Genomic DNA, 21970 nt, shown 5'->3' with positions numbered 1-21970 from the left:
GAGCCCCCCTTGGCACGGCGCACGGCAAAGTGAACCCTGCCAAGGGGGGCCCGAACACCGGGCCCGGCAAGGTACCGTCGGACATAAGGCAGCACCAGGAGCCGCTGGACTCACGACGTCCAGGCGTCTCCCAGGCGAAGGGGAAGCACACCGTGGCACGCATCGGTGACGGCGGCGATCTGCTCAAGTGCTCGTTCTGCGGCAAGAGCCAGAAGCAGGTCAAGAAGCTCATCGCAGGGCCCGGTGTGTACATCTGCGACGAGTGCATCGATCTCTGTAACGAGATCATCGAGGAAGAGCTCGCGGAGACCAGCGAGGTGCGCTGGGAGGAGCTGCCCAAGCCGCGCGAGATCTACGAGTTCCTCGAGGGCTACGTGGTCGGCCAGGAGGCCGCCAAGAAGGCTCTGTCGGTCGCGGTGTACAACCACTACAAGCGGGTCCAGGCGGGCGAGAACGGCGGCGCGAGCGGCCGGGACGACGCGATCGAACTGGCGAAGTCCAACATCCTGCTGCTCGGTCCCACCGGCTCCGGCAAGACCCTGCTGGCGCAGACCCTGGCGCGCATGCTGAACGTCCCGTTCGCGATCGCCGACGCCACGGCGCTGACCGAGGCGGGCTATGTCGGCGAGGACGTCGAGAACATCCTGCTGAAGCTGATCCAGGCGGCGGACTACGACGTCAAGAAGGCCGAGACCGGGATCATCTACATCGACGAGATCGACAAGGTCGCCCGCAAGAGCGAGAACCCGTCGATCACCCGGGACGTGAGCGGCGAGGGCGTCCAGCAGGCGCTGCTGAAGATCCTGGAGGGCACGACGGCCTCGGTCCCGCCGCAGGGCGGCCGCAAGCACCCGCACCAGGAGTTCATCCAGATCGACACGACGAACGTGCTGTTCATCGTGGGCGGTGCCTTCGCGGGCCTGGAGAAGATCATCGAGGCCCGGGCCGGCGCCAAGGGCATCGGCTTCGGCGCGACGATCCTGTCCAAGCGCGAGCTGGAGGCCAAGGACGTCTTCGAGGACGTCATGCCGGAGGACCTGGTCAAGTTCGGCATGATCCCCGAGTTCATCGGCCGGCTGCCCGTGATCACGTCCGTGCACAACCTGGATCGCGAGGCGCTGCTGAAGATCCTGGTCGAGCCGCGCAACGCCCTGGTCAAGCAGTACCAGCGCCTGTTCGAACTCGACGGCGTGGAGCTGGACTTCGAGCGCGAGGCGCTGGAGGCCATCGCCGACCAGGCCATCCTCCGCCAGACCGGTGCCCGTGGCCTGCGCGCCATCATGGAGGAGGTCCTCCAGGGCGTGATGTACGAGGTGCCGTCCCGCAAGGACGTGGCCCGCGTGGTCATCACCGCCGACGTGGTCCTCTCCAACGTCAACCCCACCCTGATCCCGCGCGACGCCCGCGGCCGGGGTTCGGGGGAGCAGAAGACGGCGTGACCGCCGGACGCGCACGGTGAGGAAAGGGGCCCCGGTCGACCGACCGGGGCCCCTTCGTCCGTAGCGGAAGCCGTCAGGCCTTCACGCGGACCGCGCCGCGGAACTTGGCGGTGAGCTCCGCGTCGGCCGCCGGGTCGCTGCTCCGGCCCGCCGCGAGGTTGGCGACGTCCACCGGCATGACCAGGCCGAGGGTGCTGTGGTCGCCCCAGATGCAGATGCTGATCGTCACGTCCTTCGGCCCGCCGTTGCTCGCGCCGGTGGGGGCGCTGGCCTGCTGGCACTTGAGGACCGCGCCGTCGAGCCCGGCCGGCGAGTACGCCTTCGGCTCGCCGGTCAGGGTGACCTCGCTGTCCTTCTCCTCCAGGGCCTTGGTCTTCATGTAGGCGAACATCGCGTCGACGGTTTTCTCGGGGTCGTCGATCGTGCCGTACACACCGCCGAACTGGATCATCTTCTTGCTCAGCGGGTTGTCGTCGCTGCCGGACTCGTACTTCGCGCTGACGTCCTTCGGATCGTGCACGCCCCACTTCTCGGCGTCCTTCAGATCCTGCTTGGTCATCGTGTCGCTGTCGCCGTCCTTCTTCTTGTACTCGGTCAGCACCGTCGCCGGCGCCGTCAGCTTGTGCGGGCCGTCGTCCGCGACCCCGCCACCGCTGCTGCCGCCGAGCACGAAGTACCCGCCGACCGCCAGTGCGGCCACCACGGCCACCGCGCCGATGATCAGACCGGTCTTCTTCTTCCCGCCGGCCGGCTGCGGCGGCTGCGGCGGGACGCCGTAGGGCTGCTGGCCGTAGGGGTTCGGCTGCTGGCCGTACGGGCCGGGCTGCGGGGGCATGCCCCCCGGGGCGCCCTGCGGCGGCGTGCCCTGCTGCGGGTAGCCGTATCCGGGCTGCGGCGCCGGAGGGGCCTGCTGGGGGTAGCCGTAGCCGGGCTGGGGAGCCTGCGGCTGCTGGCCGTAGGGGCCCGGCTGGCCGTACGGCCCAGGCTGCCCCGGCTGGCCGTACGGTCCCGGCTGCTGGGGCGGCTGGCCGTACGGGCCCGGCTGGTTGTTGCTCATTCCTGGGTTCCCCTCCAGAAGCTTATGTGTTCCTGACATCCTGGCCCAGGTCCGGGACACGCCCGGCACCGGGGGCCGCACCGTTACAGAACACGCGCGTTTCGGGACCGCCCCGTGACACCTCTAAACTGACCACCGTGACCGACAACGCTCAGCAGCAGCCCCCAGCGCCCGACACCGAACTGCCGACCCAGTACGCGCCGGCCGACGTAGAGGGGCCGTTGTACGAGCGCTGGGTAGAGCGGGGTTACTTCGACGCGGACGCCAAGAGCGACAAGCCGCCGTACACCATCGTCATCCCGCCGCCGAACGTCACGGGCAGCCTGCACCTCGGGCACGCCTTCGAGCACACCCTGATCGACGCGCTCACCCGTCGCAAGCGCATGCAGGGCTACGAGACGCTGTGGCAGCCCGGCATGGACCACGCCGGCATCGCCACGCAGAACGTGGTCGAGCGCGAGCTGGCCAAGGAGGGCAAGTCCCGCCACGACCTGGGCCGCGAGGCCTTCGTGGAGCGCGTCTGGCAGTGGAAGGCCGAGTCCGGCGGCCAGATCAGCGGCCAGATGCGCCGCCTCGGCGACGGCGTCGCCTGGTCCCGTGAGCGCTTCACCATGGACGAGGGCCTGTCCCAGGCCGTCCAGACCATCTTCAAGAAGCTCTACGACGACGAGCTGATCTACCGCGCCGAGCGCATCATCAACTGGTGCCCGCGCTGTCTGACGGCCATCTCGGACATCGAGGTCGAGTACCAGGACGACGACGGCGAGCTGGTCTCCATGCGCTACGGCGACGGGGAGGACTCCATCGTCGTGGCCACCACCCGCGCCGAGACGATGCTCGGTGACACGGCCGTCGCCGTGCACCCCGACGACGAGCGCTACAAGCACCTCGTCGGCAAGCTCATCCGGCTCCCGCTGACCGACCGCTCCATCCCGGTCGTCGCCGACACCCACGTCGACCCCGAGTTCGGCACGGGCGCCGTCAAGGTCACCCCGGCCCACGACCCGAACGACTTCGAGATCGGCCAGCGCCACGACCTGCCGTCCATCACGGTGATGGACGAGCACGCCGTCATCACCGTCCACGGTCCCTTCCAGGGAATGGACCGCCTGGAGGCCCGCTCGGCGATCGTCGGCGCGCTGCGCGCCGAGGGCCGGATCGTCGCCGAGAAGCGGCCCTACGTCCACTCCGTCGGCCACTGCTCGCGCTGCAAGACCACCATCGAGCCGCGCCTGTCCATGCAGTGGTGGGTGAAGGTCGGCCCGCTGGCCAAGGCCGCCGGCGACGCCGTCCGCGACGGCAAGGTCAAGATCCATCCGCAGGAGATGGAGAAGCGGTACTTCGACTGGGTCGACAACCTCCACGACTGGTGCATCTCGCGCCAGCTGTGGTGGGGCCACCGCATCCCGGTCTGGTACGGCCCGAACGGCGAGGTCGTCTGCGTCGGCCCCGACGAGGAGCCGCCGAGCGGCGAGGGCTGGCACCAGGACACCGACGTCCTCGACACCTGGTTCTCCTCCGGCCTGTGGCCGTTCTCCACCCTCGGCTGGCCCGAGCGGACCGAGTCGCTCGCGAAGTTCTACCCGAACTCCGTCCTGGTCACCGGCTACGACATCCTCTTCTTCTGGGTCGCCCGGATGATGATGTTCGGCCTGTACGCGATGGACGGCACCCCGCCGTTCCACACCATCGCCCTGCACGGCATGGTCCGCGACCAGTTCGGCAAGAAGATGTCGAAGTCCTTCGGCAACGCGGTCAACCCGCTGGACTGGATGGACAAGTACGGCTCCGACGCCCTGCGCTTCACCCTGGCCCGCGGCGCCAACCCGGGCGTGGACGTGCCGATCGGCGAGGACTGGGTCCAGGGCTCGCGCAACTTCGCCAACAAGATCTGGAACGCGACCCGCTTCGCGCTGATGAACGGCGCGACGGTCCAGGGCCCGCTGCCGGACCCGGCGAAGATGTCCGCGACCGACCGCTGGATCCTCTCCCGCCTGAACTCGGTCGTCGCCGAAGTCGACGCCTACTACGACGACTTCCAGTTCGCCAAGCTCTCCGACGCCCTCTTCCACTTCGCGTGGGACGAGGTCTTCGACTGGTACGTGGAGCTGTCCAAGACCGTCTTCCAGGCGGGCGGCGAGCAGGCCGAGGTCAGTAAGCGGGTCCTCGGCGAGGTCCTCGACGTCACGCTGCGGCTGCTGCACCCGGTGGTCCCGTTCGTCACGGAGACCCTGTGGACCACGCTGACCGGCGGCGAGTCGGTCGTGATCGCCGACTGGCCGGCCGACAGCGGCTTCCGGGACGCGGCGGCCGAGCAGGAGATCTCCACCCTCCAGTCGGTCATCACCGAGGTCCGCCGCTTCCGCGCCGACCAGGGCCTCCAGCCCGGCCAGCGGGTCCCGGCCCGGCTGACCCTCGACGGCACGGCCCTCGCCCCGCACGAGGCGGCCATCCGCCAGCTGCTGCGGCTCCAGCCCGAGGGCGAGTCCTTCACGGCCACGGCGACCCTGCCGGTGGCGGGCGCGGAGGTCGCGCTCGACCTCTCCGGCACGATCGACGTCGCCGCGGAGCGCAAGCGTCTGGCGAAGGACCTGGCGGCGGCCCAGAAGGAGCGCCAGCAGGCCGAGGCCAAGCTCGGCAACGAGGCGTTCCTCGCCAAGGCCCCGGACCACGTCGTGGACAAGATCCGCACCCGCCTGGCCAAGGCGGACGAGGACATCGCCCGCATCACCGCCCAGCTGGAGAAGCTGCCGCAGGCGTGACTCCCGTACGAAAGCCCCCGGTGCCGGTGAGCGCCGGGGGCTTTCGCGTGCCCCGTCAGGGGCGCGGGGAACTGCGCGAGGAGCGACCGGAGCCCGCACCCGCCCGACCCCCGCCACCCCTTTCCACAGGCGCGCCGAGCCACCGCACCCTTTGTCAGCCGGTCTCCGTAGACTGGGCACCGTGAGCGACCCGAACGGTACCGACCAGCCCGACCCCCTCGACAGCTTCGAGGAGATCATCGAAGCCGAGACCACCCGCGACCCCGACCTCGCGGTGATCGAGGCCGGCAGCCGCACCCTGCGCACCCAGGGCGGACCGCCGCAGGCCGACGTACCCGCGCGCCCGGAGGACCCCGAGGTCGACAAGGCGCTGCGCGAGGTCGAGGCCGAGCTGGCCACCCGCTGGGGCGAGACCAAGCTGGAGCCCTCGGTCACGAGGATCGCCGCGCTGATGGACGTCCTCGGCGAGCCCCAGCGCTCGTACCCCTCGATCCACATCACGGGCACGAACGGCAAGACGTCCACCGCCCGCATGATCGAGGCCCTGCTCGGCGCCTTCGAGCTGCGCACCGGGCGGTACACCAGCCCGCACGTGCAGTCGATCACCGAGCGGATCAGCCTGGACGGCGCCCCGATCTCCGCCGAGCGGTTCGTCGAGACGTACCAGGACATCAAGCCGTACGTCGAGATGGTGGACGGACAGCAGGAGTACCGGCTCTCCTTCTTCGAGGTCCTCACCGGCATGGCGTACGCCGCCTTCGCCGACGCGCCCGTGGACGTCGCCGTCGTCGAGGTCGGCATGGGCGGCTCCTGGGACGCCACCAACGTCATCGACGGTGACGTGGCCGTCGTGACGCCCATCGGGCTGGACCACACCGACCGGCTCGGCGGGACCACCGCGGAGATCGCCGGCGAGAAGAGCGGCATCATCAAGCAGGACGCGACCGTCATCCTGGCCCAGCAGCCGGTGGACGCGGCGCAGGTGCTGCTGAAGAAGGCCGTCGAGGTGGACGCCACGGTCGCCCGCGAGGGGCTGGAGTTCGGCGTGACCGCCCGGCAGGTCGCCGTCGGCGGGCAGCTGCTGACCCTGCGCGGCCTCGGCGGCGAGTACCCGGAGGTCTACCTCCCGCTGCACGGCGCCCACCAGGCGCACAACGCGGCCGTCGCGCTCGCCGCCGTGGAGGCGTTCTTCGGCGTCGGCGCCCAGCGCGCGGAGCCGCTGGACATCGACACCGTGCGCAAGGCGTTCGCGGCCGTGTCCTCCCCGGGCCGTCTGGAGGTCGTCCGGCGCTCCCCGACGGTCGTGCTGGACGCGGCGCACAACCCGGCGGGTGCCGAGGCCACCGCGGAGGCGGTGCGGGAGGCGTTCGACTTCAGCCGGCTGATCGGTGTCGTGGGCGCGAGCGGGGACAAGGACGTGCGGGGGCTGCTGGAGGCGTTCGAGCCGATCTTCGCCGAGGTCGTCGTCACCCGGAACTCCAGCCACCGCGCCATGGACGTGGACGAGCTGGCCGCGGTCGCCGTCGAGGTGTTCGGCGACGAGCGGGTGCAGGTCGAGCCGCGGCTGCCGGACGCCCTGGAGGCCGCGATCACGCTGGCCGAGGAGGAGGGCGAGTTCGCGGGCGGCGGTGTGCTGGTCACCGGTTCCGTCATCACGGTCGGCGAGGCCCGGCTGCTGCTGGGGAAGGGCTGAGAGACGAGATGCGTACGCTCTGTGCGTCGACCCTGATCGGCGAGTTCTTCATCATCGGCTTCGCCGGGCTGGTCGCCATGAAGGACCCCGACCTGGCCACGTCGACGGTGTGGCTGGTCAGCGGCATCGCCATGCTGCTGTGTGTGCTGCTGTGCGGCATGGTGACCCGCCCGGGCGGGGTGGCCCTCGGCTGGGCCCTGCAGCTCGCCCTGATCGCCTCCGGCGTCTTCGTGCCGACCATGTACTTCATGGGCGCGGTCTTCGCGGCGCTGTGGTGGGCGTCGGTGCACTTCGGGAGAAAGGTGGACGAGGCGAAGGCCCGCTTCGCGGCGGGGGCGCGGTCGTCGTCCTCCCCGGCTGACGCTGCGTGACGGATGCCCCGGCACGCCCTGTAACCTCGTGCCACCGCACCCGTAAGTCGTGTAAGGAGCCCCCTCGTGAGCCAGCGCACCCTTGTCCTCCTCAAGCCCGACGCCGTCCGCCGTGGGCTGACCGGTGAGATCATCGGCCGTATCGAGCGCAAGGCCGGCTGGCAGATCACCGCGCTGGAGCTGCGCACCCTGGACCGTGCCACGCTGGAGCAGCACTACGCCGAGCACGTGGGCAAGCCGTTCTACGAGCCGCTGGTGGAGTTCATGTCCTCCGGTCCGGTCGTCGCGCTGATCGTGGAGGGCGAGCGGGTGATCGAGGGCGTGCGTCAGCTGGCCGGCCCGACGGACCCGATCGCCGCCGCGCCCGGCTCGATCCGCGGTGACTTCGGCGTGATCGTCCGCGAGAACCTGATCCACGCCTCGGACTCGGAGGAGTCCGCCGAGCGCGAGGTGAAGATCTTCTTCCCCGGCCGCGCGTAAGGCCCACGGCGGCGGCGGAGAAGGTCCGGGCGCGGTCCCGGGCCTTTTCTCGCACCCTTCGTCCGGGCTCCACCGCACGGCCCACGCATTTGAGGGAACGCGCGCCCCCGAACGCCCGTCTCCACAAGCGGGGCGGCACGCCATCTGGTGACAATGGCGGAGACCCTCGCGCAGTGTTCGTGGCGGCGCGTTTACGATGGAAGCCTTCACGTCACAGCACCCGCCTCGCCTACCTGACATGCCCTCAAAAGCGCAGGGAGGCCAGATGAATCCGGATGGGGAACTCAATGTCGTTCATCGGCCGTGACATGGCTGTCGACCTCGGGACCGCCAACACGCTGGTGTACGTCAGGGGTCGCGGAATCGTACTGAACGAGCCGTCCGTCGTGGCGATCAACACCAACACGGGTGGGATCCTGGCGGTGGGTTCGGAAGCCAAGAAGATGATCGGCCGGACGCCGGGCAACATCGTGGCCGTGCGTCCGCTGAAGGACGGTGTGATCGCCGACTTCGAGATCACCGAGCGGATGCTCCGCTACTTCATCCTGAAGATCCACAAGCGGCGGTACCTGGCCCGGCCGCGGGTCGTGGTCTGCGTGCCCTCGGGCATCACGGGAGTCGAGCGCCGCGCGGTCATCGAGGCGTCCTCCCAGGCCGGAGCCCGCCAGGTGCACATCATCGAGGAGCCCATGGCCGCCGCCATCGGCTCCGGTCTGCCGGTGCACGAGGCCACGGGCAACATGGTGGTGGACATCGGCGGCGGCACCACGGAGGTCGCGGTCATCTCGCTCGGCGGGATCGTCACCGCCCAGTCCATCCGCGTCGCGGGGGACGAACTGGACAACGCGATCATCCAGTACATCAAGAAGGAGTACAGCCTTCTGCTGGGCGAGCGCACCGCCGAGCAGATCAAGATCACGATCGGTTCGGCCTACGACCTGGACACCGACGAGCACACCGAGGTCCGCGGCCGCGACCTGGTGTCCGGGCTGCCGAAGACGGTCGTCATCTCGGCGGCCGAGGTCCGCAAGGCCATCGAGGAGCCGGTCAACGCGATCGTGGACGCGGTGAAGACCACCCTCGACAAGTGCCCGCCGGAGCTCTCCGGCGACATCATGGACCGGGGAATCGTTCTGACCGGCGGCGGAGCGCTGCTGCGCGGGCTGGACGAGCGGCTGCGGCGGGAGACCGGCATGCCGATCCACATCGCCGAGGACCCGCTGGACAGCGTCGCGCTCGGCTCCGGGAAGTGCGTCGAGGAGTTCGAGGCGCTCCAGCAGGTTCTGGACGCCCAGCCGCGCCGATGACGTCGCTCCTCCATTCCGCCGTACGAGACGTTCTCCTCTCGTGCGGCGGATCGTTGATATAGAGGCATACGCTCCCCCTATTGGGCCTCTTCGGTTTGCGCGGCGTCATTCGCGTTTTCCCAAGGGCCCGCCGAATTCCTACTTGAGGAAGGGCACGGCCGCCGCACGTGAGGGACACGAAAGAGAGCCGGCTGCTCCTGGTCCTGTTGGTCGCCATCGCGTTCGCGCTGATCACGGTGGACATCCGAGGAGGGCGGAACTCCCCGGTCGACGGTGCCCGGCACGCCGCCGCGGCGGTCTTCGGCCCGGTCGAGGACGGGTTGTCCGGTGTGGTCGACCCGGTCGGCGACGCCGTCTCCGCCGTCCGTGACTCGGGCACCCGGCACGACCGGCTGGCCGCGCTGGAGAAGGAGAACGCGGCCCTCAAGGCCAAGCTCGGCAGCGACGACCGCAACCGCAGCCGCCTCGAGCAGCTCGACAAGCTGATGAAGATCGCCGGTGAGGGGCAGTACGCCATCAAGGGCGCCCAGGTCATCGCCATCGGGTCGGCGCAGGGCTTCTCCTGGACCATCACCATCGACGCGGGCGCCGACGACGGCATCAAGCGGGACATGACCGTCCTCAACGGGGACGGCCTCGTCGGCCGGGTCACCACCGTCGGCCCCAGCACCTCCACCGTGCTGCTCGCCAACGACCCGGACTTCACCGTCGGCACCCGCATAGAGGGCAACGACGAACTCGGCTTCGCCTCCGGCCAGGGGGACCGCCCGCTGCGCGTGGAACTGCTCAACGGCAAGGCGGAGGTGAAGAAGGGCGACCGGCTCGTCACCTTCGGCTCGGAGGCCGACAAGCCGTTCGTGCCCGGCGTCCCGGTCGGCGTGGTCTCCCGCGTCGACCCCTCCGGCGGCGGCCTCACCCGCACCCTGTACGTCACCCCGTACGTCGGTTTCACCAAGCTCGACATCGTCGGTGTGGTCGTGCAGGGCCCCAAGAAGGACCCGCGGGACACCGTGCTCCCGGCCAAGCCGAAGCCGGTGCCGACGCCGACCGTGACCGTCACGGTGTCCCCGTCGGCCGGCGCCCCCGACCCGGACACCAACGGCAACACCGACACCGACACCGCCAGCGACGAGCAGCAGTAGGAGCCGAATCCCATGCGTGTCAACCGGATCCTGCTCTCCAGCGCGCTGGTCGTGGTGGCCCTGGTCATCCAGGTGAGCGTCCTGGCCCGGCTGCATCTGCCGGGCGCGGTGCCCGATCTGCTGCTGCTCACCGTCCTCGGCCTGGCGATGGTGTACGGCCATGTGGGCGGCGCCCTCGTCGGGTTCGGCGCCGGTCTGCTCGCCGACCTGGCCCCGCCCGCCGACCACGCCGCCGGCCGCTACGCGCTCGTGCTGTGCGTCACCGGCTACTTCGCCGGTCTCATCCGGCCGGAGAACGGCCGGCTGAAGTCGGCGACCGGGCCGATGGCCGTCGTGGTCGCCGCCGCCGTCGGCTCCACCCTGCTCTACGCCGGGGTGGGCGCGCTGGTCGGCGACACCGCCGCCCGCCACGTCGGCCTGCCCGGGCTGCTGTTCTCGGCTGCCCTGTACGACCTGCTGCTCGCCCCGTTCGTGGTGCCCGGGGTGATGTGGCTGGCCCGCCGCGCCGACAACGACCCGCTCACCGAGACCGGGCCCGCCGCCAAGGCCGGTGACATCTCCTCCGGCTGGCTGTCCTCCGGCACCGGCCTGCGCGTCGGCGACCGGCGCGGCGGCCTCGGCGCGCTGAAGGCCAAGGCCCGCACCCGCTCCGCCCGGGTCGGCCGCATCAAGGGGGTCAAGCGGCTGTGAGCGGCGAAGGGTTCGCACCCGGCAGGTTCACTCGAACGGGTCGGCTCTCCTGGAACGCCAGTTCACAGGCCGGTCGTTCATCATGCGTACGGGAGCGGCGGGTTCCCGCCCGGGCACCCCGTACGCCCATGGCACGCACCGACGTCCGCGCGCGGACGTCCGCGCACTGAGAGGGGGAGACAGCCGCAGTGACCAACATTCCCGAGACCGGTCGGACCCCGCGGGTCCAGATCCGGCTCGTCGTGATCCAGATCCTCGTCCTCTCCCTCCTCGGCACGCTCGGCGGCCGGTTGTGGTACCTCCAGATCCGTGAGGGCGCGGAGTACCAGAAGGAGGCGTCCGGCAACCACGTCCAGCAGGTGGTCCAGCCCGCCGTGCGCGGGGACATCCTGGACGCCCGGGGCGTGCCCCTCGCGGACAACGAGACGCGGCTGGTGGTCTCCGCCTCCCGCACCGACCTGACCCGGCAGAAGGACGGCGGCAAGGCCGTCCTCACCAAGCTGGCCGGCGTCCTCGGCATGAGCCCGACGGAGGTCATGCAGAAGGTCCGGCTGTGCGACGCCAAGACCCCCCGGCCCTGCTGGAACGGCTCGCCGTACCAGCCGATCCCGATCACCGACGAGGCCACGCCCAAGCAGGCCCTGCAGATCCGCGAGCGCTCCGAGGACTTCCCCGGCGTCACCGCCGAACCCGAGGCCGTGCGCCGCTACCCGGGCCCGGGCAAGTCCAACACCGCGCAGGTGCTCGGCTATCTCTCGCCCGTCACCGACGAGGAGATCCAGAAGGCCAAGGACACCGACTCGCCGTATCTGCGCTCCGACATGGTCGGCCGCTCCGGCCTGGAGCGCACGTACGACAAGGTGCTGCGCGGCAAGGCCGGCGTCACCCGCTACGAGGTCGACAACCTCGGCCGGGTCATCGGCAAGGCCGAGTCGGACGCGGCCGAGCCCGGTTCGAACCTGGTGACCAGCATCGACTCCCGCGTCCAGCGGGTCGCGGAGTACGAGCTGGACAAGGCGATGAAGGCCGCCCGCCAGCAGTACGACAAGATCACCGGCACCAACTACAAGGCCGACTCCGGTGCCGTGGTCGTGATGGAGGCCAAGACCGGCCGGATCGTCGCGATGGCCTCCGCGCCGACCTACGACCCGAACGTCTGGGTCGGCGGCATCTCCGCCAAGGACTATCAGGCCCTCACCGGCAAGGACTCCGACTACCCGCTGCTGAACCGGGCCATACAGGGTCAGGCCGCGCCCGGTTCGACGTTCAAGGTGATCTCCACGGCCGCCGCCGTCGAGGCCGGCTACCCCTTCGACGGGCGCTACCCGTGCACCAGCTCCTACTCGGTGGGCAGCCAGGTCTTCAAGAACTTCGAGGGCGAGAACTTCGGCCCCATCTCGCTGGGCCGCGCCCTGGAGGTCTCCTGCGACACCGTCTTCTACTACCTGGCCGACAAGGAGTGGAAGAAGGACGGCGGCAGCAACCCCAAGGGCCGCCCGAAGGACTACTTCTACAAGGCCGCCCACCAGTTCGGCCTCGGCAAGGAGACCGGCATCGACCTGCCCAACGAGGTCACCGGCCGCGTCCCCGACCGCCGCTGGAAGCAGGCGTACTGGGAGGCCAACAAGGACGCCTGGTGCAAGACCGGCAAGAAGGACGGCTCGTACGTCGAGAAGATCGCCTACGAGAACTGCCTCGAAGGCAACAAGATGCGCGAGGGTGACTCGATCAACTACTCCATCGGCCAGGGCGACACGCTCGTCACGCCGATCCAGGAGGCCGTGATCTACGGCGCCGTCGCCAACGGCGGCACGATGTACCAGCCGACCATCGGCAAGGCGGTCATCAGCCCCGACGGCAAGACCGTGCGGGAGATCAAGCCGAAGAAGCGCGGGAGGCTCCCGGTCAGCCAGGCCACCCTCAAGGGCATGGACGACGCCTTCGCGGGCGTCATCACCCGCGGTACGGCGGCCTGGAAGTTCGGCGGCTGGCCCCAGGACGAGATCCCGCTGCACGGCAAGACCGGTACGGCGGAGGTCTACGGCAAGCAGACCACGTCCTGGCTGGCCACCTACTCCGAGGACTACACGGTGATCATGACGATCGCCCAGGCCGGTACGGGTTCCGGCGCCTCCGGTGAGGCCGTGCGCAACATCTACAGCGCGCTCTACGGCGTCCGGGGCGACGGCTCCATCGATGAGAAGAAGGCGCTGCTGCCCGAGCCGCAGAAGGGCCTGCCCAAGGTCCGCACGGACGGCACCATCGCCGCCCCGAAGATCACCGGCGATCCGGCGAAGGACACCGAGACCGCCCAGAAGGACAATCCGACCAACGGCGACGACCAGCAGCCCGCGGGCACCACGCCGTCGCCCACGACCGGCAACCGCGACACCCGCAGGCGGCGCCGCGGGCACCGGGCCCGGGGAAGCCGGAGGATGCCCTCATGACCGGCACGAACAGCTTCTCCGTCTCCCGCTACGGCCCCGAACGGCCCGGCTGGACCAGGCTCTTCGCGCGCGACTCGCTCACCCGCCGGCTGGACTGGCCGATCCTGTTCGCGGCCACCGCGCTGTCCCTGCTGGGCTCGCTGCTGGTGTACTCGGCGACCCGCAACCGCACCGAGCTGAACCAGGGCGACCCGTACTTCTTCCTCCTGCGGCACCTGATGAACCTCGGCATCGGGATCGCCCTGATGACCGCCACGGTCTGGCTCGGCCACCGCGCCCTGCGCAACGCCGTGCCGATCCTCTACGGCCTGTCGGTGCTCCTCGCCCTGGTCGTCCTCACCCCGCTCGGGGCGACGATCAACGGCCAGCGCAACTGGCTGGTCATCGGCGGTTTCTCGCTCCAGCCGGCCGAGTTCATGAAGATCTCGATCATCCTGGGCATGGCCATGCTGCTGGCGGCGCGGGTGGACGCGGGCGACAAGCCGTACCCCGACCACCGCACGGTGTTCCAGTCGCTGTGCCTGGCCGCCGTACCCATCATGATCCTGCTGCTGATGCCCGACCTCGGCTCGGTGCTGGCCATGGTGGCGATCATCCTGGGCGTGCTGCTCGCCTCCGGCTCCTCCAACCGCTGGGTGTTCGGGCTGCTCGCCGCCGGGGTGATCGGCTGTGTGGCGATCTGGCAGCTGCACATCCTGGACGAGTACCAGATCAACCGGTTCGCGGCCTTCGCCAACCCGGACCTGGACCCCTCGGGCGTCGGCTACAACACCAACCAGGCCCGCATCGCCATCGGTTCCGGCGGCCTGACGGGTGCCGGGCTCTTCCACGGCTCGCAGACCACCGGGCAGTTCGTGCCCGAGCAGCAGACGGACTTCGTGTTCACGGTCGCGGGGGAGGAGCTGGGCTTCGTCGGCGCCGGGTTCATCATCTTCCTGCTCGGGCTGCTGCTGTGGCGCGCCTGCCGGATAGCGCGCGACTCGACCGAGCTGTACGGGACGATCGTGGCCGCCGGGATCGTCGCCTGGTTCGCCTTCCAGTCCTTCGAGAACATCGGCATGACCCTCGGCATCATGCCGGTCACCGGTCTGCCCCTGCCGTTCGTGTCGTACGGCGGCTCCTCGATGTTCGCCGTGTGGGTGGCCGTGGGACTGCTCCAGTCGATCAAGGTGCAGCGGCCGATGTCGGCGTGAGCCTCCCGGCGGCGGTGCCCTCTGCCGGAGCGGCGCCGCCGCCACTAGATTCGGTGCATGGCGGACACGAAACGCGAGATCGAGCGCAAGTACGAAGCCGACGACGGCGACCTGGCCGACCTGCCCGACCTGACCGGAGCCGGCCCGGTGGCCGCCGTCCACGACCGGGGCGTGGCCGAGCTGGACGCCACCTACTACGACACCGCCGACGAACGCCTGGCCGGGGACTCGCTCACCCTGCGCCGGCGCACCGGGGGCTCGGACGCCGGCTGGCACCTGAAGTTCCCCGTCGCCCCCGGGGTCCGCGACGAGATCCGGGCCCCGCTCGGTGACAGCGTTCCCGAGGAGATCGCCGCCCTCGTCCGCTCCCGGGTCCGCGGCCGCGCGCTGGTGCCGTTGGTCCGGCTGCGGTCGGTGCGGGACGTGCGGCACCTGGTCGACGCGCGGGGCGTCCTGCTGGCCGAGGCGAGCCTCGACACCGTGACCGCCGAGCGGCTGACCGGTCCGGGCGGCACCGCCCGGTGGACCGAGATCGAGGTGGAACTGGCCGACGGCGGCGACCCGGCCCTGCTCGACCGGCTGGAGAAGCGGCTGCGCGCGGCCGGGGTGCGGCCGTCCGCCGCCGCGTCGAAACTGGCCCGCGCCCTGGCGGAGACCGCGCCGGACCGCCCCGGCGAGCCGGCCGGGCCCGCCGCGCCCGTGACCGCCGGCGACCATGTCCTCGCCTATCTGCGCGACCAGCGGGACGCGCTGGTCGCGCTCGATCCCGCCGTGCGCCGCGGCATCCCCGACTCGGTGCACCGGATGCGGGTCGCCACCCGCCGGGCCCGCGCCACCCTGCGCACCTTCACCGGCGTCCTCGACCGCGCCGTCACCGGCCCCGTGGGCGCCGAGCTGAAGTGGCTCGCGGGCGAGCTGGGCGCCGCACGCGACCAGGAGGTGCTGGCCGACCGGCTGACCAGCGCCCTCGACGCGCTCCCGCCCGCCCTGGTCACCGGCCCCGTCGAGGAACGCATCACCGCCTGGGCCGAGGCCCGCCACGGCACCCACGCCCATCTGACCGGTGTCCTGGACTCCCGCCGCTATCTGGCCCTGCTCGACGCCCTCGACGCCCTGCTCGCCGATCCCCCGCTGCGCGCGGCGGCCGGGCGGAAACCGAGGAAGGCGCTCGCCAAGGCCGTACGCAAGGACGCGCGCAAGCTCACGGCCCTGATGGAGCACGCGCTCGCGCTGCCGCCGGGCCGGGAGCGCGACCGCGCGCTGCACGAGGCCCGCAAGAAGGCCAAGCGCACCCGGTACGCGGCCGAGGCCGCCACCGACGCCCTGGGCGGCCCCGCCCGCGCCCTCACCAAGGCCATGAAGAGCCTGACCACCCTGCTCGGCGACCACCAGGACGGCGTCATGGCCCGCGGCACCCTGCGCGAGCTGGCCGCGGTGGCCCACGCGGCGGGGGAGAGCGCGTTCACCTACGGGCTGCTGTACGGCAGGGAGGAGGCCCACGCGGCCCGGCTGGAGGAGGAGCTGGCCGGGCGGTGGAAGAAGGTCGCCGGCGGGCTGCCCGGCTGAGCGTGCGGGGGGACCCGCCGGGCGGGTTAGGCTTGATGGTCCCCCCTGTCAGCTCATGAAGGTTCGCGAGATGCCTGTCGAGTCGGTTTTCCCGCAGCTCGAAGCTCTGCTCCCGCACGTGCAGAAGCCGATCCAGTACGTCGGCGGAGAGCTCAACTCCACGGTCAAGCCGTGGGACGAGTGCGATGTCCGCTGGGCGCTCATGTACCCGGACGCGTACGAGGTGGGTCTGCCCAACCAGGGCGTCATGATCCTCTACGAGGTCCTCAACGAGCAGGAGGGCGTCCTCGCCGAGCGCACCTACAGCGTCTGGCCGGACCTGGAGGCGCTGATGCGTGAGCACGGCGTCCCGCAGTTCACGGTGGACAGCCACCGCCCGGTGAAGGCGTTCGACGTGCTCGGCCTCAGCTTCTCCACGGAGCTGGGCTACACCAACATGCTCACCGCGCTGGACCTGGCGGGCATCCCGCTGGAGTCCCGGGACCGCACCGAGGACGACCCGATCGTCCTGGCCGGCGGTCACGCGGCCTTCAACCCGGAGCCGATCGCCGACTTCATCGACGCGGCCGTGATCGGCGACGGCGAGCAGGCCGTCCTCGACATGACCCGGATCATCCGCGAGTGGAAGGCCGAGGGCCGCCCCGGCGGCCGCGAGGAGGTGCTGTTCCGCCTCGCGAGGACGGGCGGGGTGTACGTCCCGGCGTTCTACGACGTCGAGTACCTGCCGGACGGCCGGATCGCCCGTGTGGTGCCCAACCGCTCCGGCGTGCCGTGGCGGGTGTCCAAGCACACGGTCATGGACCTGGACGAGTGGCCGTACCCGAAGCAGCCCCTGGTGCCGCTGGCGGAGACGGTCCACGAGCGGATGTCCGTGGAGATCTTCCGCGGCTGCACCCGAGGCTGCCGCTTCTGCCAGGCCGGCATGATCACCCGCCCGGTGCGTGAGCGTTCCATCACCGGCATCGGCGAGATGGTCGACAAGGGCCTGAAGGCGACCGGTTTCGAGGAGGTGGGCCTGCTGTCCCTGTCCTCGGCCGACCACAGCGAGATCGGCGACGTCGCCAAGGGCCTCGCGGACCGGTACGAGGACGACAAGATCGGCCTGTCCCTGCCCTCCACCCGCGTGGACGCCTTCAACATCGACCTGGCCAACGAGCTGACCCGCAACGGCCGCCGGTCCGGTCTGACCTTCGCCCCCGAGGGCGGCTCCGAGCGCATCCGCAAGGTCATCAACAAGATGGTCTCGGAAGAGGACCTGATCCGTACGGTCGCGACGGCGTACGGCAACGGCTGGCGCCAGGTGAAGCTGTACTTCATGTGCGGCCTGCCGACGGAGACCGACGACGACGTCCTGCAGATCGCCGACATGGCCACCCGCGTGATCCAGAAGGGCCGCGAGGTCTCCGGCTCCAACGACATCCGCTGCACGGTCTCCATCGGCGGCTTCGTACCCAAGCCCCACACCCCGTTCCAGTGGGCGCCGCAGCTGTCGGCCGAGGAGACGGACGCGCGCCTGGCGAAGCTGCGCGACAAGATCCGCGGCGACAAGAAGTACGGCCGCTCGATCGGCTTCCGCTACCACGACGGCAAGCCCGGCATCGTGGAGGGCCTGCTCTCGCGCGGTGACCGCCGGATCGGCGCGGTGATCCGCGCGGTGTACGACGACGGCGGCCGGTTCGACGGCTGGCGCGAGCACTTCTCCTACGACCGCTGGATGGCGTGCGCGGACAAGGCCCTCGCCCCCTTCGGCGTGGACGTCGACTGGTACACCACCCGGGAGCGCACCTACGAGGAGGTCCTGCCCTGGGACCACCTGGACTCCGGTCTGGACAAGGACTGGCTCTGGGAGGACTGGCAGGACGCGCTGGACGAGACCGAGGTCGAGGACTGCCGCTGGACGCCGTGCTTCGACTGCGGTGTCTGCCCCCAGATGGACACCCACATCCAGATCGGCCCGACGGGCAAGAAGCTGCTGCCGCTGACGGTGAAGAACGCCGGCCCGACGCCGGCGGCGAGCGGTCACACGCACTGAGGCCGCCCGCTCCCGCGTCCCTACGGTCCCTGAGCCCCCTTCCCGCCCGGGAAGGGGGCTCAGCGGCGTCCGGTGGCGTACAAGCGGGTCCGGTGCCCGCCCGGTCGCGGCGCGTTGTCTTGTCCGCCCGGTGGGCCGCTGTTAGGTCTTGGGCACTCGACGCCAGGGAGCCCGCCGTGTACCGAGAGCCACCTCTCCCCGTTCCGCCGCGTTCACGTGTCCGGGCCTTCACCTGCGCCGCCGTGGCCGTCGCGCTCGTCTCGCTCACCGCCGCGACGACTCCGCCCGGCGCCGGCGCCCGGACCGCCGCCGACCCGGCGGCCGTGGTCCGGGACTGGAACGCCATCGCCACCGACACGATCACGACGAGCCTCGGCCCGCGTCCCTCGGGGCAGGCGGCGATCTGGCAGGGGTTCGTCTCCGTCGCCGTGTACAACGCCGTGGTGGGGATCGAGGGCGGCTACGCCCTGTACAAGTGGCGTGAGCACGGCCCGGCCGGGGCGTCCTCCGCGGCGGCCGCCGCCACCGCGGCCCACGACGTACTGCTCACCTGCTTCCCCGCCTTCCAGGAGCGGCTCGACACCGCCTACGCGGACTCGCTCGCCGCGCTCCCGGCCGGTCCTGCCAGGGACCAGGGCGTGCGCTACGGCGAGCGCGCGGCCGCCCACGTCGTCGAACTCCGGGAAGGGGACGGCAGGTTCGCGGACGTCCCGTACACCGCGTCCCCGGCACCGGGCGTCTGGCGGCCCACCCCGCCCGGGTTCCAGCCCTTCATCGACACCTGGCTCGCCAGGCTCCGCCCCCTGCTGCTCACCTCGCCGCGGCAGTTCCGCCCCGGCGGGCCGCCCGCCCTCTCCTCGGCCGCCTACGCCGAGGACGTCCGGGAGGTGCGGGTCATGGGCGCGCGGACCGGTTCGGGCAGGACCGCGCGGCAGACCGAGACCGCCCTCTTCTTCGGCGGCAACCTGATCGCGCAGGTCCAGACGGCCGTACGGGACCACGCCGCCCGCCACCGGCTCGGCATCGCCCGGACGGCCCGGCTGTTCGCCGCCGTGAACGCGGCGGCGACCGACGCCGTCGTCACCACGTGGGACGCCAAGCTCCACTACGCCTTCTGGCGGCCGATCACCGCCATCCGCCTCGCCGGCACCGACGGCAACCCCGCGACGACGCCCGACCCGGACTGGGAGCCCCTGCTCCCCACCCCGCCGCACCCCGACTACATCGCCGGCCACACGACCGTCGCCGCCGCCGTGACACGCGCCCTGACCGGCGTCCTCGGCACCTCGCGCATCGACCTCGACGTCCCCTCCGAGGTCACCGGCACCACCCGGTACTACCGGAGTGCCGACGACCTCGACCGGGACGTCGTCGACGCCCGGGTGTGGGCCGGCGTGCACTCCCGCACGGCGGGCGTCGACGGCCGCCGGGCCGGCACCCGCCTGGCCGCCTGGGCACTGGACCGCTACTTCCGGCCGGTCGCCGGGCACGGCACCGCCGGCTGAACCACGGAGCCGCACGACACGGCGGTGTGTCGCGGTGAACATGACAGATGCGGATCCGATCGGCCGGTCCGCGCGTCTTCCCGGACATGGATCTCCAGAAGCCGCCGGAACCGCGCCACCAGCCCGAAGGGTGCCTCGTCGTCGCCGTCCGCCTGCCCGTGCGGATCGTCGTCCTGGTGCTGGTCGTGCCGGTGCGCATGGTGTGGGACGCGCTCGTCGTCACCGGGCGGCTTCTGCGGGACACCGTGCTCAAACCACTCGGACGGGCCCTCCTGTGGACGGGCAGGGCCCTGTTCGTCCGGCCGTTCGTGGCCCTGTGGCGGTATCTCCTGGTCCCCGTCGGCAGGGCGCTCGCCTGGCTCGGCCGGGTCCTCGTCGTCGTACCGGCCGTGTGGTGCTACCGGTACGTCCTCACCCCCGTCGGACACGCCCTCGCCTGGCTCGCGCGCGGGATCGGCGCCGGGCTCGCGTGGGTGTACGCGCGCGTGCTGGTCCCCGTCGGGCGGGCGCTGGCCTGGCTGCTGAAGGGCGCCGGCGCCGTGCTGGCCGCCCTCGGACTCGGCGTGTACACGGTGCTCGCCTGGCTGGTGCGGTACCTGGTCGTCGTCCCCGCGCGATGGCTGTACACCTGGGTCCTCGCGCCCGTCGGCCGGGCCGTCGCCTGGTGCGCGCGAGGACTCGCCCGGCTGCTGGGCCTCCTCGTCACCGGGATCGGCCTGGCCCTGTACTGGACCGCCCGGGTGCTGCTCGTCCTGCCCGCGCTCGCGCTGTGGCGCTGGGTGCTCGCGCCCGTCGGCCGGTTCCTGGCGCTTCTCGCCCGCGAGGTGCGGGACGCCCTCGGACACGCCTGGCGGATCGCGGGGCGGATCTCCCGGGCCGTCGGGCGGGTTCTCGCCACCCTCTTCCGGTGGGTCTTCGTGGAGCCGGTGCGCTGGGCGTACCGCACCGTCCTCACGCCGGTCGGGCACGCGGTGCGCGCCGCCGTCCTGCGGCCCGTCGCCGCAGGCGTACGCGCGCTGGGGCGGGTTACCCGGGAGGTGGTGACCACGGCCCGCGACACGCTGCGGCAGGCCCGCGCCGAGTTCCGCCGGATGCTGTTCGGCACCCCTCGGCAGCCGGTCGAGGCGGACCGGCGGGAACCCGTGGCCCGCGACACACGTACTCTTGGTAGGAGTACGACCGCACTCACGAAGGACTGAACGACACTGGGCAAGCGACAGCCCGAAGGCCCGCCGCCCGCACCCGCGGTGCAGCGCATTCGCCTGCGCTACACCAAGCGCGGCCGCCTGAGGTTCACCAGCCACCGAGACTTCCAGCGCGCCTTCGAGCGGGCGCTGCGTCGCGCCGAGGTGCCCATGGCGTACTCGGCCGGGTTCACGCCGCACCCCAAGGTCTCGTATGCCAATGCCGCACCCACCGGCACGGGCAGTGAGGCGGAGTACCTGGAGATCGCGCTCACCGCACCGCGCGACCCGGAGACCCTGCGCGTCCTCCTCGACGAGTCGCTGCCCGCCGGGCTCGACATCACCGAGGCGGTCGAGGCACGGACCTCCGGCCTCGCCGACCGGCTGACGGCCTCCGTCTGGGAGCTGCGGCTGGACGGCGTCGAGCCGGCCGAGGCCGAGCGCGCGGTGGAAGCCTTCACCAAGGCCGACGCCGTGGAGGTGCAGCGGATGACCAAGAACGGCGTCCGCACCTTCGACGCCCGCCCGGCGGTGGTGAGCCTGGAAACGCACGACGCTCCGGCTGATAGGCCGAGCGACCGGCCCTGTGCGATACTGCGGCTGGTTGTTCGGCACGTGACGCCTGCCGTACGACCCGACGACGTCCTGTCCGGTCTCCGCGCCGTGGCCGACCTGGCGCCGCCGGTCCCCGCAGCGGTGACCAGGCTGGCGCAGGGGCTGTTCGATGAAGAGACCGGCACGGTGACCGACCCGCTCGCGCCCGACCGCGAGGCTGCCGGGGCCCTGACGGCCCAACCGGCCGCCGCCGCGACGGCGCCCATGCCGGAAGGTCCCGCGTAGGGACGGACGTCGTAGCGCCGCCCTCGTACTCGGGAGCCACCTGGGTCGGGCAGCGCACCGACCAGAAGACTTTCGCCAGGCCGTACCGACAAGGCGTACGGAACCGGCGAGACAGGACACAGAGTGCTCCCGTGCGGCGCCCGCGCCCCGGACGGCGGCCATCGCGCATCGCGCGGGCCGCGGACGTCAACGGCGGACGGTCCCCTGAGACCGGCGCCGGACCAGGTGCGGCGCCCGGGAGCCTGACGGGAGATACGCCCGC

Annotated in this window: 16 protein-coding genes; 15 read left to right on the top strand and 1 reads right to left on the bottom strand. The window is 71.3% G+C overall.

Annotation, left to right across the window (positions count from 1 at the left end; translation table 11 throughout):
• The first annotated feature begins 152 nt into the window (after positions 1–152).
• Positions 153–1439 (top strand): ATP-dependent Clp protease ATP-binding subunit ClpX, encoded by a 1287-nt coding sequence (clpX, locus tag HB370_RS14680; protein ID WP_014672712.1) that lies wholly within the window; start codon positions 153–155, stop codon positions 1437–1439.
• A gap of 73 nt (positions 1440–1512) precedes the next feature.
• On the opposite strand, the gene HB370_RS14675 is transcribed toward clpX, so the two are convergent.
• Positions 1513–2496 carry a membrane protein gene (locus HB370_RS14675; RefSeq protein ID WP_030790414.1) on the bottom strand — a complete coding sequence of 328 codons (984 nt, stop codon included), beginning with the start codon at positions 2494–2496 and terminating at the stop codon, positions 1513–1515.
• Between the two features lie 137 nt (positions 2497–2633).
• Between HB370_RS14675 and HB370_RS14670 the strand changes: the two genes are divergently transcribed.
• The 14 genes from HB370_RS14670 to HB370_RS14605 all read left to right on the top strand — a co-directional run bounded on the left by HB370_RS14670 (position 2634) and on the right by HB370_RS14605 (position 21708).
• Positions 2634–5258 (top strand): valine--tRNA ligase, encoded by a 2625-nt coding sequence (locus HB370_RS14670; RefSeq protein ID WP_030790416.1) that lies wholly within the window; start codon positions 2634–2636, stop codon positions 5256–5258.
• 181 nt (positions 5259–5439) lie between these two features.
• Entirely contained in the window at positions 5440–6951 is a 1512-nt protein-coding gene (locus HB370_RS14665) for a folylpolyglutamate synthase/dihydrofolate synthase family protein (RefSeq protein ID WP_030790419.1), read from the top strand.
• Positions 6952–6959: 8 nt separating this feature from the next.
• A complete protein-coding gene (locus HB370_RS14660; protein ID WP_030790422.1) occupies positions 6960–7322 on the top strand; it encodes a DUF4233 domain-containing protein in 363 nt (120 codons plus the stop codon).
• Positions 7323–7388: 66 nt separating this feature from the next.
• The gene (ndk, locus tag HB370_RS14655; protein ID WP_030790425.1) at positions 7389–7802 is read left to right on the top strand and encodes a nucleoside-diphosphate kinase; all 414 of its coding nucleotides are present in this window, start codon (positions 7389–7391) and stop codon (positions 7800–7802) included.
• 287 nt (positions 7803–8089) lie between these two features.
• On the top strand, positions 8090–9109 hold the full coding sequence (locus tag HB370_RS14650) for a rod shape-determining protein (protein WP_030790429.1): 1020 nt from the start codon (positions 8090–8092) through the stop codon (positions 9107–9109).
• 167 nt (positions 9110–9276) lie between these two features.
• Positions 9277–10251, top strand: coding sequence for a rod shape-determining protein MreC (gene mreC, locus HB370_RS14645; RefSeq protein WP_030790431.1), 975 nt, complete (start codon positions 9277–9279; stop codon positions 10249–10251).
• A gap of 12 nt (positions 10252–10263) precedes the next feature.
• On the top strand, positions 10264–10941 hold the full coding sequence (gene mreD, locus HB370_RS14640) for a rod shape-determining protein MreD (RefSeq protein WP_030790434.1): 678 nt from the start codon (positions 10264–10266) through the stop codon (positions 10939–10941).
• A gap of 188 nt (positions 10942–11129) precedes the next feature.
• Positions 11130–13388: a penicillin-binding protein 2 gene (gene mrdA, locus HB370_RS14635; RefSeq protein ID WP_030790437.1), complete on the top strand. Its 2259-nt coding sequence runs from the start codon at positions 11130–11132 to the stop codon at positions 13386–13388.
• Positions 13385–14581, top strand: a complete 1197-nt coding sequence (gene rodA, locus HB370_RS14630; RefSeq protein ID WP_030790440.1) for a rod shape-determining protein RodA — start codon at positions 13385–13387, stop codon at positions 14579–14581. Before mrdA ends, rodA begins: the two co-directional genes overlap by 4 nt.
• Positions 14582–14638: 57 nt before the next feature.
• Positions 14639–16147, top strand: coding sequence for a CYTH and CHAD domain-containing protein (locus HB370_RS14625; RefSeq protein ID WP_030790443.1), 1509 nt, complete (start codon positions 14639–14641; stop codon positions 16145–16147).
• A gap of 70 nt (positions 16148–16217) precedes the next feature.
• Entirely contained in the window at positions 16218–18179 is a 1962-nt protein-coding gene (locus HB370_RS14620; RefSeq protein ID WP_030790445.1) for a TIGR03960 family B12-binding radical SAM protein, read from the top strand.
• Between the two features lie 242 nt (positions 18180–18421).
• Positions 18422–19684 (top strand): vanadium-dependent haloperoxidase, encoded by a 1263-nt coding sequence (locus HB370_RS14615; protein ID WP_037702837.1) that lies wholly within the window; start codon positions 18422–18424, stop codon positions 19682–19684.
• Between the two features lie 86 nt (positions 19685–19770).
• On the top strand, positions 19771–20883 hold the full coding sequence (locus HB370_RS14610; protein WP_030790452.1) for a hypothetical protein: 1113 nt from the start codon (positions 19771–19773) through the stop codon (positions 20881–20883).
• A gap of 48 nt (positions 20884–20931) precedes the next feature.
• Positions 20932–21708: a TIGR03936 family radical SAM-associated protein gene (locus HB370_RS14605; protein WP_030790455.1), complete on the top strand. Its 777-nt coding sequence runs from the start codon at positions 20932–20934 to the stop codon at positions 21706–21708.
• Positions 21709–21970: the final 262 nt, after the last annotated feature.

Origin of the sequence: Streptomyces sp. DSM 40868, from assembly GCF_011820545.1 — a bacterium.
Taxonomy (GTDB): Bacteria; Actinomycetota; Actinomycetes; order Streptomycetales; family Streptomycetaceae; genus Streptomyces; species Streptomyces eurythermus.
Note: the sequence above shows the minus strand (reverse complement) of the source record. Positions and strands in the feature narration are given on the sequence as shown.

Coding starts and splice junctions, on each gene's coding strand:
- HB370_RS14660 (WP_030790422.1), top strand. CDS start 6,960: ATGCGTACGCTCTGTGCGTCGACCCTGATCGGCGAGTTCTTCATCATC.
- HB370_RS14675 (WP_030790414.1), bottom strand. CDS start 2,496: ATGAGCAACAACCAGCCGGGCCCGTACGGCCAGCCGCCCCAGCAGCCG.
- HB370_RS14620 (WP_030790445.1), top strand. CDS start 16,218: ATGCCTGTCGAGTCGGTTTTCCCGCAGCTCGAAGCTCTGCTCCCGCAC.
- HB370_RS14610 (WP_030790452.1), top strand. CDS start 19,771: ATGGATCTCCAGAAGCCGCCGGAACCGCGCCACCAGCCCGAAGGGTGC.
- HB370_RS14650 (WP_030790429.1), top strand. CDS start 8,090: ATGTCGTTCATCGGCCGTGACATGGCTGTCGACCTCGGGACCGCCAAC.
- HB370_RS14625 (WP_030790443.1), top strand. CDS start 14,639: ATGGCGGACACGAAACGCGAGATCGAGCGCAAGTACGAAGCCGACGAC.
- mreD (WP_030790434.1), top strand. CDS start 10,264: ATGCGTGTCAACCGGATCCTGCTCTCCAGCGCGCTGGTCGTGGTGGCC.
- rodA (WP_030790440.1), top strand. CDS start 13,385: ATGACCGGCACGAACAGCTTCTCCGTCTCCCGCTACGGCCCCGAACGG.